Here is a 14,620-nt window from a genome sequence, read left to right as displayed (position 1 = left end):
CCCGAAGGCCCGCCGCCCGCACCCGCGGTGCAGCGCATCCGACTGCGCTACACCAAGCGCGGCCGCCTCCGGTTCACCAGCCACCGTGACTTCCAGCGCGCCTTCGAGCGTGCGTTGCGCCGTGCCGAGGTGCCGATGGCCTACTCGGCGGGCTTCACACCGCACCCGAAGGTGTCGTACGCCAATGCCGCACCCACCGGCACGGGCAGTGAGGCGGAATACCTGGAGATCGCGCTCACCGCACCGCGCGATCCGGAGCGGCTCAGGGCCCTTCTCGACGCGTCGATGCCCACCGGGCTCGACATCGTCGAGGCGGTCGAGGCCCGCACCTCGGGACTCGCCGACCGGCTCACGGCTTCCGTGTGGGAGCTGCGGCTGGACGGTGTGCCGCAGGAGGAGGCCCGCCGCGCGGCGGACACCTTCACCGCGGCCGAGGCCGTCGAGGTCCAGCGCCAAGCCAAGAACGGCGTCCGCACCTTCGACGCCCGCGCCGCCGTAGTGAGCCTGGAGATCCCAGACCTCGCTGAAACGCACAGTTCGCAGGCTGATAGGCCGACCGACCAGCCCTGTGCGATACTGCGGCTGGTTGTTCGGCACGTGACGCCTGCCGTACGACCCGACGACGTCCTGTCCGGTCTCCGCGCCGTGGCCGACCTGGCGCCGCCGGTCCCCGCAGCGGTGACCAGGCTGGCGCAGGGGCTGTTCGATGAAGAGACCGGCACGGTGACCGACCCGCTCGCGCCCGACCGCGAGGCAGCGGAGGCCCACTCAACGGCCGAACCGACTGCCGCCGCGACGGCGCCGGCGTAAGGAAGGTTCCGCGAAGGGACGGACGTCGTAGCGCCGCCCTCGGACTCGGGAGCCACCTGGGTCGGGCAGCGTACCGACCAGCAGACTTTCGCCAGGCCGTACGCATTGGGCATACGGAACCGGCGAGACAGGACACGGAGAGCTCCCGTGCGGCGCCCGCGCCCCGGACGGCGGCGAACGCGCAGAGCGCGCGCCGCGGACGTCACCGGCATCGCCGGACCAGGCGCGGCGCCCGGGAGCCTGACGGGAGAAAAGCCCGCATGCTCGAACCGACCGAACCCACAGAGTCCTCAACGGGCTCCGAACAGAACACCCCCAGCGACACGCTGCCGCCTCGCCGGCGGCGCCGTGCCGCGTCCCGCCCGGCGGGTCCCCCCGTCGGCGGCTCCTCCGACGTCCCGGTGGAGACCGTCGCGCCGGCCATACCGGCCGCCGAACCCGACGAACTCGCGACCGAGGTCGTAGAGGCCGGCGAGGAAGCCGCCGCCGAGGCGGACGAGACCTCCGAGGCCGCGCAGACCGCTGAGGCGGCCGAAGCCGCCGAGAGCGCCGTGGAGGCAGCGCCCGCCGCTCCTCGCAAGCGGCGCCGCGCCGTCCGCCGTGCGTCCGCACCTGCCGGGACCCCGGCGGCCACGGAGGCCGCCGAGACCGTCGTCCCGGTGACCGCCGCCGCTCCGGCCGACTCCGAGGCGTCGGAGCAGGCCGAGGTCTCCGCCGCCGTCGAGTCCGCCGCGGTGTCCGAGGACGCCGCTCCCCGGCGTACCCGGCGTCGTGCGACGCGCACGGTGACCTCGCCTGCTGCGGCTCCGGCGGAGACGCCCGAGACGGCGCAGGCCGCGTCCGGTGCCCCGGAGCCGGCGGCCGCGACCGGTGGGCCTGCCGAGGAGACCGAGGCCGTCGCGTCCACCGAGGCCGTCGCGTCCGCCCCCGCCGCGGAACCCACCGAGGTCGCCGAGGACGCCGCTCCCCGGCGTACCCGTCGCCGTGCCTCGCGGCGGGTGTCCGCGCCTGCCGGAGCGCCGGAAGGCAACGCCGAGGAGGCGAAGGCACCTGTGACCGAGAACCCCGCCGCCGAGGCCGCCCGCGACTCCGAGGCTCCCGCCTCCGAGGCCGCGCCCGCGCCCGAGGCCCCCGTCGCCGAAGCCGCCCCTGCCGCGGAACCCGCCGAGACCGCCGAGGCCGCCGAGGACGTCGCTCCGCGGCGTCGTCGTCGGGTCGCCCGCAAGGCCGCCGGCGGTTTCGCCGAGCCCGCCCAGTCCGCGAGGGCGTCGAAGTCCTCGAAGTCCGCCGCCGCGGCCACCGACACCGCTGCCGGTGACGGCGAACCGGCCGTGCGCCCCGCGCGTCCGGCCGTCGCCGTGTTCCAGGCGCCCGTGTTCACCGAGCCCCAGTTCCAGACGCCGGAGCGGGCCGCCGCCGCTGCCGCCGCCGAGGCGGCCGTGGCCGAGGAGCCCGAGGAGACCGAAGAGCCGGCGTCCGCCGAGGCTCCCCGCGAGGAGCAGTCCGCCGGGTCGCGCCGCAGGCGTCGCCGCCGGGGTGCCGGCGACGAGTCCGAGGCCCCGGCCGCCGAGGCCGCCGCCGCTCAGAGCGCCGACGAGGAACCGGAGGACGCCGAGGACTCCGCCGACGGCGAGGAGCAGGAGGAGTCCGAGGGGAGCGGCTCGCGCCGCCGCCGTCGCCGGGGCGGTCGCCGCCGTCGGCGTGGCGACTCCGCCGACTCCGACGAGAGCGCGGACGACGAGTCCGAGCAGGGCGCGGCCCAGGACGCCGAGGACACGGCCGAGGAGGACGAGGAGTCCGACGAGGCCGCCGACCGTGACGAGTCGTCCGGCGGGAGCTCCAGCAGCCGCCGTCGCCGTCGCCGCCGTCGCCGTGCCGGTGACAGCGGCACCGAGTCCGAGCCCTCCGAGGACGACCCGGAGCGCACGGTCGTCAAGGTCCGCGAGCCCCGACCCGCGCGGGAAAAGGGTGGCGAACCGTCCGACGAGGTGCAGTCCATCAAGGGCTCGACCCGTCTGGAGGCCAAGAAGCAGCGCCGCCGCGAAGGCCGTGAGCAGGGCCGCCGGCGCGTCCCGATCATCACCGAGGCCGAGTTCCTGGCCCGGCGCGAGGCCGTCGAGCGCGTGATGGTCGTCCGCCAGCACGGCGACCGCACGCAGATCGGCGTCCTCGAGGACAACGTGCTCGTCGAGCACTACGTCAACAAGGAGCAGTCGACCTCGTACGTCGGCAACGTGTACCTGGGCAAGGTCCAGAACGTGCTGCCGTCGATGGAGGCCGCCTTCATCGACATCGGCAAGGGCCGCAACGCGGTGCTGTACGCCGGTGAGGTCAACTTCGAGGCCCTGGGCATGGCCAACGGGCCGCGGCGCATCGAGTCCGCCCTGAAGTCCGGGCAGTCCGTGCTCGTCCAGGTGACGAAGGACCCCATCGGGCACAAGGGCGCGCGGCTGACCAGCCAGGTCTCCCTCCCGGGCCGCTACCTCGTGTACGTCCCCGAGGGCTCCATGACCGGCATCAGCCGCAAGCTGCCCGACACCGAGCGGTCGCGGCTGAAGACCATCCTCAAGAAGATCGTCCCCGAGGACGCGGGCGTCATCGTGCGCACCGCCGCCGAGGGCGCGAGCGAGGACGAGCTGCGCCGGGACGTCGAGCGGCTGCAGGCGCAGTGGGAGGACATCCAGAAGAAGGCGAAGAGCGGCAACGCGCCGACGCTGCTGTACGGCGAGCCGGACATGACCGTCCGGGTCGTGCGCGACATCTTCAACGAGGACTTCTCCAAGGTCGTCGTCAGCGGTGACGACGCCTGGTCGACCATCCACGGGTACGTCTCGCACGTCGCCCCCGACCTGGCCGAGCGGCTGTCGAAGTGGACCTCCGAGGTCGACGTCTTCGCCACGTACCGGATCGACGAGCAGCTCGCCAAGGCCCTCGACCGCAAGGTCTGGCTGCCCAGCGGCGGCTCGCTGGTGATCGACCGGACCGAGGCGATGGTCGTCGTCGACGTCAACACCGGCAAGTTCACCGGTCAGGGCGGCAACCTCGAGGAGACCGTCACCAGGAACAACCTGGAGGCGGCCGAGGAGATCGTGCGCCAGCTGCGGCTGCGCGACCTCGGCGGCATCATCGTCATCGACTTCATCGACATGGTGCTGGAGTCCAACCGGGACCTGGTGCTCCGGCGCCTGCTGGAGTGCCTGGGCCGGGACCGGACCAAGCACCAGGTGGCGGAGGTGACCTCGCTCGGCCTCGTCCAGATGACCCGTAAGCGGGTCGGGCAGGGGCTGCTGGAGTCCTTCTCCGAGACCTGCGTCCACTGCAACGGCCGCGGTGTCATCGTGCACATGGAGCAGCCGGCCGGCACGGGCGGCGGAGGCGGTAAGCGCAAGAAGCGCGCGCGTGCCGGTGCCGCCGAGCAGCCGCACGTCCACGAGGAGGCCGCCGTCGAGACGGCCGAGGAAGAGGCGGAGACCGAGGCGGAGGTCGGTGCGGAGATCGCCGAGCCGATCGCCCTGCCCGAGCCGTCCTTCGTGCCCGACGAGGAGCTGTACAGCAGCGCCGCCGAGGCGGAGGCCGCGGCCTCGCGCGGGCGTACCCGGCGCCGGGCGAGCCGGCGGGCGTCCGCTCCGGCGGGTTCGCCGCGCGGTGAGACGGCAGAGCCGAAGGCCAGGAGGGGCAGGGGCAGGGCCGAGCAGGCCGAGGCCGAGGTGCCGACGGCTCAGGACGTGACCGCCGCCGAGGAGGTCGCCCGTCCGGTGCAGCCGGAGCCGGCCGCCGAGGCGCAGGCCGAGCCGATGGCCGTCGAGGACCCGGTCGTCGAGGTTCCGGCCGCCGAGGTCCCGGCCGCCGAGGAGGCCGCGCCCAAGGGCCGTGGCCGTCGGCGGGCGACGCGCAAGGTGTCGGCCCCGGCCGGTTCTCCGGCGGGGGCGGAGGCGACCGTGGTGACGGTCTCCGAGGCCGCTCCCGCGGCGTCCGAGGTCGCTGAGGCGCCCGACCAGGCCGAACAGCCCGAGCCGGCCGCCGAGGCGCCCGCCGAGAGCGCCGCCCCGGCCCGTCCGCGGCGCCGTGCCGTGCGCAAGCCCACCGCGTCCACCGCGTCGGAGGAGGCGGCCGTCGTGGTCGTGTCGTCGGCCGCGGAGGAGACGGCTCAGGAGGCACCGGCCGACGGGGCCCCGTCGGCCGAGGGCGCCACCGAGGCGACCGCGGAGGCCGCCGGGACCGCCGAGGAGGCGGCTCCGGCCAAGAAGACGGCCCGCAAGACGGCCAAGAAGGCCACGGCGAAGAAGGCCGCCACCAAGAAGACCGCGGCGAAGAAGACCGCGGCCAAGAAGACGACGGCCAAGAAGGCGGCGACCACCAAGACCGCCGCGAAGAAGACCGCGTCGAAGAAGACCGTGGCGGCGGAGCAGACGGTGTCCTCCGCGGCCTCCGTCTCCGCCTCCACCGACGAGGGCTGACATCCCGCCCCTGTGCGACCGGCGTGACCGGTCGCACAGGCGGCGGACCGGCCTCGGTTTGACCCCCTCGGCCGGGGCCCCGTAACCTTGACCGTCGGCGTGTCGACTGACACGTCACATCCCCGTAAACCTCACCCTCCGGGCGCCGGGCGCCCAGGAGAGGCTGCTCGCTGAGTCGGGCGGCTGGCCTGCGGGGGTGCCGTTTCCCGAGCGAGAGAGAGTTCCGCGTGTACGCCATCGTGCGCAGCGGTGGTCGCCAGCACAAGGTTGCTGTCGGCGACATCGTTGAGGTTGACAAGATTTCCACTGCCAAGGTTGGCGACACGGTCGAGCTCTCGACCCTGCTCGTGGTCGACGGCGACTCCGTGACCAGCGACCCGTGGGTGCTGGCCGGTATCAAGGTCCAGGCCGAGATCGTGGACCACCACAAGGGCCAGAAGATCGACATTCTGCGCTACAAGAACAAGACCGGTTACCGCCGTCGCCAGGGCCACCGCCAGCAGTACACGGCGATCAAGGTCACTGAGATCCCCGCGGCTGCGAAGTAAGGGACTGAGGAGAAATGGCACACAAGAAGGGCGCATCGTCCACTCGGAACGGTCGCGACTCCAATGCCCAGCGGCTCGGCGTGAAGCGCTTCGGCGGTCAGGTCGTCAACGCTGGTGAGATCCTGGTCCGTCAGCGTGGCACCCACTTCCACCCGGGCTCCGGCGTCGGCCGTGGCGGCGACGACACGCTGTTCGCCCTGGCCGCCGGTTCGGTGCAGTTCGGCACCCACCGTGGCCGCAAGGTCGTGAACATCGTTCCGGTCGCCTGACCGGAAGCTTTCGCGAGGCGGACCTCACTTCCCTCACGGGAAGCGGGTCCGCCTTTCGCGTGTTACCCCAAGACATTCCCGCAGTAACTGGAGGCACATCCCATGACCACCTTCGTGGACCGCGTCGAGCTGCATGTCGCCGCGGGTAACGGAGGCCACGGCTGTGCCTCCGTCCACCGCGAGAAGTTCAAGCCCCTGGGCGGGCCGGACGGCGGCAACGGCGGTCGCGGCGGGGACGTGATCCTCACCGTCGACCAGTCGATCACCACGCTTCTCGACTACCACCACTCCCCGCACCGCAAGGCCACCAACGGCAAGCCCGGCGAGGGCGGCAACCGCTCCGGCAAGGACGGGCAGGACCTGGTGCTCGCGGTGCCGGACGGCACGGTGGTCCTGGACAAGGCGGGCAACGTCCTCGCCGACCTGGTCGGGCACGGCACGTCCTTCGTCGCCGCGCAGGGCGGCCGGGGCGGGCTCGGCAACGCGGCGCTGGCCTCCGCACGGCGCAAGGCGCCCGGCTTTGCGCTGCTCGGCGAGCCGGGGGACCTCCAGGACGTCGTCCTGGAGCTGAAGACGGTCGCCGACGTGGCGCTCGTCGGGTATCCGAGCGCCGGCAAGTCGTCCCTGATCTCGGTGCTGAGCGCCGCCAGGCCGAAGATCGCCGACTACCCCTTCACCACGCTCGTCCCGAACCTCGGTGTCGTCACGGCCGGTTCGACCGTGTACACGATCGCCGACGTGCCCGGGCTGATCCCCGGGGCCAGCCAGGGCAAGGGCCTGGGCCTGGAGTTCCTGCGGCACGTGGAGCGGTGCAGTGTGCTCGTGCACGTCCTGGACACCGCCACGCTGGAGTCGGACCGCGACCCGGCCTCCGACCTCGACATCATCGAGGAGGAGCTGCGGCAGTACGGCGGGCTGGACAATCGCCCGCGGATCGTCGTCCTGAACAAGACCGACGTACCGGACGGCAAGGACCTGGCCGAAATGGTGCGGCCCGACCTGGAGGCGCGCGGGTACCGCGTGTTCGAGGTGTCGGCCGTGGCGCATCTGGGGCTGAAGGAGCTGTCCTTCGCACTCGCCGAGCTCGTGGCCAAGTCCCGGGCGGCGAAGCCGAAGGAAGAGGCCACCCGGATCGTGATCCGGCCCAAGGCCGTGGACGACACGGGCTTCACCGTGACGCGCGAGGCCGACGGCCTGTTCCGGGTGCGCGGCGAGAAGCCCGAGCGGTGGGTGCGGCAGACCGACTTCAACAACGACGAGGCGGTCGGGTACCTGGCGGACCGGCTCAACCGGCTCGGTGTCGAAGAGTCGCTGGTGAAGGCGGGTGCCCGGGGTGGCGACGGCGTCGCCATCGGACCCGAGGACAACGCGGTCGTCTTCGACTGGGAGCCGTCCCTGACGGCCGGGGCGGAGATGCTGGGCCGACGGGGTGAGGACCACCGGTTCGAGGGGGAGCGCCCGGCCGCGCAGCGCCGTAGGGACCGGCAGGCCGAGAGGGACGAGGCGCAGCAGGAGTTCGACGACTTCGAGCCGTTCTGAGTTAACAGAAAGCAAATTTGCGACTGATTCTGGTGCAACCAAGTCGTTCTCCGGGGTGTCGTACTGGGCAGAGCGGATGAGGATCTTGTTCCTCGCCGTGTAGCAACTGCCCATGCGATCAACGGAGTTGACGTACGTGCCCCAGTCCACGAGCAAGCGCAGGACCGGCCGAGGCATCGGAGTCGCGGCGGCGATCGCCGTCGCCGCCGCCGTCACCGCCCCGGTGGCCGCCCAGGCCGCCCCGGCGGCCGACGCCGTCCCGGCCGCCGCCTCGAAGCTCCACGACGACTTCAACGGCGACGGCTACCAGGACCTGGCAGTCGCCGCCCCGTACGGCAAGGTCGACGGGAAGGCCCAGGCCGGGTACGTGGCCGTCGTGTACGGCTCGGCCAAGGGCCTCGACCTCGGCCACAAGCAGGTCATCAGCCAGAACACCCCGGGCATACCGGGTGCGGCGGAGACCGGCGACTACTACGGCGAGGGCATCGCCGCCGGCGACCTCGACGGCGACGGCTACGCCGACCTGGTCGTGGGCGCGCCGGGCGAGGACGTCGGTGAGGTCACCGCCGCCGGCACGCTCGCCGTCCTGTGGGGCGGGAAGCAGGGCCTGTCCGGCGGCACGGCCGTCGCCACCGGCACCGAAGAGGACCGGGTCGACCCAAAGACCCCGGCGCTCGGCGACTTCGACGGCGACGGGAACCTGGACCTGGCCACCGGCAACCGCCTGCTGTCCGGGCCGTTCGACCGCGCCACCGGCGCGGCGAAGAGCCAGACCCTCGCCCTCGAGGACGAGTCCGTCACGGACGACGTGGCCGCCGGCGATGTCGACCACGACGGCATCACGGACCTGGTCGCCCTCATCCACGACAACAGCGACGACGACTCGCACGACCCGGACGCCAAGCACCGCCGCGCCGTCTACCTGAAGGGCACCCCGGACGGCCTGAGCGCCCCGGCCCCGCTGAAGAACGCCGACGGCACGCGCATGCGCGGCGGCGAGAGCCTCGGCATCGGCGATGTGAACAAGGACGGGTACGGCGACCTCGTCATCGGCCGGGCCGTCGACGGCTCCGGTGAGGTCGAGGTCGACCCGCAGCTGAAGGGCGGTCAGATCGGCGTCGTGCACGGCTCGGCCGACGGCCCCGACACCTCCCGTACGACGATCGTCACGCAGGACACCACGTACGTGCCCGGCGCTTCGGAGTGGGGCGACGGCTTCGGCCGGGGCATCTCGGTCGCCGACGTCAACAACGACGGTTACGCGGACGTCTCCACCGGCAGCCCGAGCGAGAGCATCGGCGAGGTGTACGCGGCCGGCCAGATCACCGTTCTGAAGGGCGGCAGGTCCGGCCTGACCGGTGACGGCTCCTACAGCATGAGCCAGAACACCAAGAACGTCCCGGGCGACGCGGAGCAGAACGACTTCTTCGGCGCCGACACCAAGCTGCTCGACGTCAACGGCGACGGCCGGGCCGACCTGTTCGCCGGTGCGACCGGCGAGAACCGGGACGGGGGAGTCTGGGCGTTCCAGAACCCCGTCAACGCGCCCACCGCCACGGGCTCGGTCAGCTTCGGCGCGGGCACCCTCGGCACCGTCGCGGACGGCTCCGCCCTCGGCTCGGGCTTCGCCCGATGACCGCCCGGTACCGGTCCCACCGCGGACGACTCGTGCTCGCCACCGGCGTTGCCCTCCTGGCGGGCGCCCTGGCCGTCCCCGCCGCTCCCGCGAGCGCCGCACCCGCTGCCGCCGAGCGTCCGCGCGACGACTTCAACGGTGACGGCTACGCCGATCTCGCCGTGGCCGCCCCGACCGCGACCGTCGGAGGCAAGAAGGGCGCCGGCTACGTCGCCGTGCTCTACGGCACGGCGAACGGGCTGAACACGACGAAGCGGCAGGTGTTCAGCCAGAACACCGCCGGGGTGCCCGGCAGCGCCGAGACGGACGACGCGTTCGGCAGCACCCTCGCCACCGCCGACGTCGACCGCGACGGGTACGCGGACCTGGTCGTCGGCGCGGGCCGCGAGGACACGGCCGACGGCGGTGTCGACTCCGGTCTTGCCGAGGTGCTGTGGGGCGGCCCGCAGGGTCTGTCCGGCGGTGCCGTACTGGCCACCGGGAAGGAGCACGACGGGCTCGGCGCCCAGGGGCGTCTGGCCCTCGGTGACGTCGACGGCGACGGTGCCGAGGACCTGGTGACCGTGGAGAACCAGTTCAACCTGCGCGTGCTGGGCGGCCCGTTCGCCCGGGACGGCTCCACGTCCCGCGACGAGCAGATCCTGCGGGACGAGTTCGACACCCGCGTCCTCGACCTGGCCACCGGCGACGTCAACGGCGACGGTGTCAAGGACGTCGCCGCCACCCAGAACGACGGCGACGAGTTCGACGCCCGGCGGGTCGTGTACTGGCCGGGCTCCCGGCAGGGACTGAAGCCGTACCTCACGGTGGAGGGCGCCGACGGCTACCGGATCCAGGGCGGCGAGAACCTCGACATCGGGGACCTCGACCAGGACGGCGTCGACGACATCGTGGTCGGCCGGGCCGTCACCGGATACGACAGCGACCTCGACACCCCCGCCGCCAAGGGCGGCAGGGTCACCTGGATCCCGGGCACCTCGAACGGGCCGGACGGCACCAGGGTCACCCACCTCAACCAGGACAGCCCCGGCGTGCCCGGCAGCGCGGAGGCGGGCGACGGCTTCGGTACCGATGTCCGGGTCGGCGACGTCAACGGCGACGGATACCCGGACGTGGCGACCGGGCTGCCCGGTGAAAACCTGGGCAGTGTGGCCGACGCGGGCTCGGTCGTCGTGCTGCGCGGTACCGCGAAGGGGCTCACCGGCACCGGCGCCCAGGTGGTCACGCAGGACACGCCCAACGTGCCGGGCGCCGCCGAGAAGGGCGACAGCTTCGGCAGGGCCGTCCACCTCGCCGACGCGAACGGCGACGGCCTGGCCGACCTGGCCGCCGGCGCGCCGGGGGAGAACGGCAACGCCGGGTCCGTCTGGTACTTCCGGTCCGGTCCGACGAGCGTCGTGAGCCCGAACGGCACCACGACCTTCGGAAACACCCTCCTCGGCACGACCGCCACGGACGCCCGGCTCGGCACGGGCTTCGCCGGCTGATCACCTGTCAGACTCGCCCCAGCAACGGCTTGTTCCGGTGCTGGCGGCGAGTCTCTTTTTGTCTGCTTAGTTGTCATGTACGTGAACCCCGGCGTTCAGCGGGCGGACCGCCCGCGAGCGTGAACCTTCTCAGTGTCCAAGTGGCCAGCGAGGTAAGGGAGTCAGCCGATGACAGCAGGATCGCCCGACCGACGCCGCTTTCTGACCGCCGGCGCCGCGGTGCTCGGCGCCGCCGCCTCCGCCCAGCTGTGGCTGCCGGCCGCCGCCCGCGCGGCCGAGACGCCGCTGCCCGACGGTGTGTTCAGCCTCGGCGTCTCCTCAGGTGACCCGCTGCCTGACGGCATCGTGCTGTGGACCAGGCTCGCCCCCGACCCGCTGAACGGCGGCGGTATGCCCGACCGGGTGGTGCCGGTGGAGTGGCAGCTCGCGGAGGACCCCCGGTTCAGAAAGCTCGTCCGCCGGGGCACCGCCCAGGCCCGGCCCGAGTACGGGCACAGCGTTCACGTGGACGTACGTGGGCTCCGCTCGGACCGTGTGTACTACTACCGCTTCCGCACCAGCGGGCAGCTCTCGCCCGTCGGCCGCACCCGCACCGCGCCCCACCCCTACAGCTCCGGTGGCTCCCTGCGCATGGCCCTCGCCTCCTGCCAGAACTGGCAGCACGGCTATTTCACGCCATACGCGGACATGCTTGATCAGGATCCCGACGTCGTGGTGTTCGTCGGCGACTACATCTACGAGTCCACGCCGTCCGCGACGGGCGTGCGACGGCACGAGGGCACCGGTGAGCCGTTCAGCCTCGCCCAGTACCGCAACCGGTACGCCCAGTACCGCACCGACCCGGACCTCGCGGCGATGCACGCGAACGCGCCCTTCGTGGTGAGCTTCGACGACCACGAGGTGGACAACGACTTCGCGAGCGAGATCCCGCAGGACCCCGACAAGCAGCCGCACGACGCGTTCGTGGCCCGGCTGACCGCGGCCTACCAGGCGTTCTACGAGCACATGCCGGTCCGTGCCACCGCCGTCCCGAACGGACCGCACATCCGGATGCACCGCCGCCTGGAGTTCGGCCGCCTGGCCCGGCTCAACGTCCTGGACACCCGGCAGTACCGCAGCGACCAGGCCACCAGCCAGGCCGGGGCCCAGGACCCGTCGCTGACCATGCTGGGCGCGCAGCAGAAGCGGTGGCTGCTGGACGGGCTCAAGAACTCGCCCGCCCGCTGGAACCTGATCGCCTCCCAGATCATGATGGCCGAGACGGACCTCAAGGTCGGCGAGGGCAAGCTCTGGTTCTACGACGCCTGGGACGGCTACCAGGCCGAACGCAACGGGTTCCTCCAGGAGTTCAAGCAGGTCCGCAACCCGGTGGTGCTCTCCGGCGACCGGCACCTGACGATGATCAGCGACCTCAAGGAGGACTACGCCGACCCGGACTCCAGGGTCGTCGGCGCCGAGTTCGTGGGCACCTCCATCTCCAGCAACGGCGACCAGGACCAGGAGGCGTTCCGCAAGGAGTGGGACCCGCGGCGCCCGGACAACCCGCACTGGAAGCTGCTCGACGCGCACCGCGGCTACCACCTCTTCGACGTCCGCCGGGACGGCATCGACGCGCAGGTGAGGGTGGTCGACACCGTGCGGCAGCCGACCTCGACACCGAGGACGCAGGCGAGGCTGCGGGTCGAGGCGGGCCGGCCGGGCGTCGAGGTGGTCTGACGGCCCTTCCACCACGGAGTGAACGGGAGCCCGGGACTCATCGGAGTCCCGGGCTCTTCCGGTTCTTGCCTTACCCCGACCGAGATCGAAATGCTGCGGAATCTTTACCGGGAATTGCGCGGCAATGGGCGGCTGGGCAAGCGGTATTCGGGGCTTGCCCGCGACGGCGCGGCGACGCTTATGGAGAACGCGTGCCGTCCCGTGCCCTGGAAGGTGAAGGCAGTCCCCGCGGCCCCCGGTCCGTGACGACTGCCACGGCGCTCGGATGCCGTACGACACCGCCACGGCGCGTACCGTGCACCAGACACCGTCCAAGGAACTCGTGAAGGCATCACGGAGTCGTCTCACCAATCACCGGCACCCCCAGGTGAATGGCAGGTTGCGCGCACATATGTGGCGAAGGTCGCTCACCTTGCACTGCGGTAACCACAAGTGGGACCATTTCCGAGTTCCCTGTCGCCCCGAGGTAGGTCACCTGTGTCCCAGCACATAGCCAAGCCCCGTACCACCGCAGTGATCCTGGCTGGTGGTACCGGTCAGCGCGTTGGTCTGTCGATCCCCAAGCAGCTGCTGAAGATCGCCGGCAAGGCCGTCATCGAGCACACGCTGACCACCTTCGAGAACGCCGACTCGATCGACGACGTCATCGTGCTGATGGCGCAGGGCTACGTGCCCGACGTCGAGAAGATCGTGGCGAAGGCCGGGTTCAAGAAGGTCTCGAAGATCATCGAGGGCGGCTCCACGCGGAACGAGACCACCGAGCGCGCCATCGCCGCGCTGGGCGAGGGCCTGGCCGAGGGCGAGGACGCCAACGTCCTCTTCCACGACGCCGTGCGCCCCCTGCTGTCCCAGCGCGTCATCGACGACTGCGTCGTCGCGCTGGAGCGCTACCAGGCGGTCGACGTGGCCATCCCCTCCGCCGACACCATCATCGTCACGCGCACGCACGGCGAGGACGGCGAGTTCATCACCGAGATCCCGGACCGCTCCCGGCTGCGCCGCGGCCAGACCCCGCAGGCCTTCAAGCTGTCCACGATCAAGCGGGCCTACGAGGTCGCCTCCAGCGACCCCAACTTCCAGGCCACCGACGACTGCTCCGTCGTGCTCAAGTACCTGCCGGACGTGCCGATCCACGTCGTCGCGGGTGACGAGTACAACATGAAGGTCACGCAGCCCGTCGACGTCTTCATCGCCGACAAGCTCTTCCAGCTCGCCTCGACCGCCGCGCCGGAGCAGGTCTCCGAGGAGGCCTACCGCGAGCTCCTCACCGGCAAGACGATGGTCGTCTTCGGCGGCTCCTACGGCATCGGCAAGGACATCGGCGAGCTCGCCGAGTCCTACGGCGCCAAGGTCTACGCGCTGGGCCGCTCCACCACCGGCACCCACGTGGAGAACCCGGAGGAGGTCGACGACGCCCTGTCCAAGGCGTACGCCGAGACCGGCCGCATCGACTACGTGGTCAACACCGCGGGCGTGCTGCGCATAGGCAAGCTCGCCGAGACCGACAACGCCACCATCGAGGAGGCGCTGAAGGTCAACTACCTGGCCCCGGTGCAGATCGCCCGGTCGTCGTACAAGTACCTGTCCGAGACCAAGGGCCAGCTGCTGCTGTACACCTCCAGCAGCTACACCCGCGGTCGCGCCGAGTACAGCCTGTACTCCTCGACCAAGGCCGCCATGGTGAACCTCACCCAGGCCCTGTCCGACGAGTGGGCCGGCGACGGCGTCCGCGTCAACTGCATCAACCCGGAGCGCACCGCCACCCCCATGCGCACCAAGGCCTTCGGCCAGGAGCCCGCGGGTTCCCTGCTGTCCTCCGAGGCCGTGGCCCGCACCTCGCTCGACGTGCTGCTGTCCGAGCTGACCGGCCACGTCATCGACGTCCGCCAGCAGGACCCGACGGCCGACGCGGCCCGGGCGTCCGGCTTCGAGGGGGCGCTCGCCTCGGTGCTGGACCGGCAGGACGGCGTGTAATAATTGGCGCCAAATAGACTCCGGTAATTCAGGCCTCTGCGCTCTCCTGTTAACGAAGTTCGTCGACAGGAGTGTTCGCAGGGGCCTGAATCCATACCGTCCCGCGAATATTCACAGACCAGCCGCATTTCCGAACCAGACCGGCACACCCCTCCCAAGAGCAGGTTTCTCCGTGATATCCACC

9 protein-coding genes are annotated in these 14,620 nt (G+C 71.7%); all 9 read left to right on the top strand.

Annotation, left to right across the window (positions count from 1 at the left end):
• Positions 1-27 precede the first annotated feature (27 nt).
• The 9 genes from AC07DF_RS25040 to AC07DF_RS25000 all read left to right on the top strand — a co-directional run bounded on the left by AC07DF_RS25040 (position 28) and on the right by AC07DF_RS25000 (position 14,436).
• Positions 28-810 (top strand): TIGR03936 family radical SAM-associated protein, encoded by a 783-nt coding sequence (locus AC07DF_RS25040; protein WP_478975423.1) that lies wholly within the window; start codon positions 28-30, stop codon positions 808-810.
• Positions 811-1,070: 260 nt separating this feature from the next.
• A complete protein-coding gene (locus AC07DF_RS25035; RefSeq protein ID WP_478975420.1) occupies positions 1,071-5,267 on the top strand; it encodes an Rne/Rng family ribonuclease in 4,197 nt (1,398 codons plus the stop codon).
• 227 nt (positions 5,268-5,494) lie between these two features.
• Entirely contained in the window at positions 5,495-5,815 is a 321-nt protein-coding gene (rplU, locus tag AC07DF_RS25030) for a 50S ribosomal protein L21 (protein WP_382493651.1), read from the top strand.
• A 14-nt stretch (positions 5,816-5,829) separates the two neighbouring features.
• Positions 5,830-6,084, top strand: coding sequence for a 50S ribosomal protein L27 (gene rpmA / locus AC07DF_RS25025; protein WP_031130899.1), 255 nt, complete (start codon positions 5,830-5,832; stop codon positions 6,082-6,084).
• Positions 6,085-6,186: 102 nt separating this feature from the next.
• Complete coding sequence (obgE, locus tag AC07DF_RS25020; protein ID WP_454365570.1) at positions 6,187-7,623, top strand: GTPase ObgE; 1,437 nt, start codon at positions 6,187-6,189, stop codon at positions 7,621-7,623.
• Positions 7,624-7,735: 112 nt separating this feature from the next.
• Entirely contained in the window at positions 7,736-9,259 is a 1,524-nt protein-coding gene (locus AC07DF_RS25015; RefSeq protein WP_478975415.1) for an FG-GAP-like repeat-containing protein, read from the top strand.
• The gene (locus tag AC07DF_RS25010) at positions 9,256-10,746 is read left to right on the top strand and encodes an FG-GAP-like repeat-containing protein (RefSeq protein WP_478975412.1); all 1,491 of its coding nucleotides are present in this window, start codon (positions 9,256-9,258) and stop codon (positions 10,744-10,746) included. Before AC07DF_RS25015 ends, AC07DF_RS25010 begins: the two co-directional genes overlap by 4 nt.
• Before the next feature lie 168 nt (positions 10,747-10,914).
• On the top strand, positions 10,915-12,462 hold the full coding sequence (locus AC07DF_RS25005) for an alkaline phosphatase D family protein (protein ID WP_478975409.1): 1,548 nt from the start codon (positions 10,915-10,917) through the stop codon (positions 12,460-12,462).
• Positions 12,463-12,939: 477 nt separating this feature from the next.
• Complete coding sequence (locus AC07DF_RS25000; protein WP_478975406.1) at positions 12,940-14,436, top strand: D-ribitol-5-phosphate cytidylyltransferase; 1,497 nt, start codon at positions 12,940-12,942, stop codon at positions 14,434-14,436.
• Positions 14,437-14,620: the final 184 nt, after the last annotated feature.

Source organism: Streptomyces sp. NPDC044719, assembly GCF_056433405.1.
The sequence above is the reverse complement of the archived record's forward strand: the minus strand, read 5'-3'. Positions and strand labels throughout refer to the sequence as shown.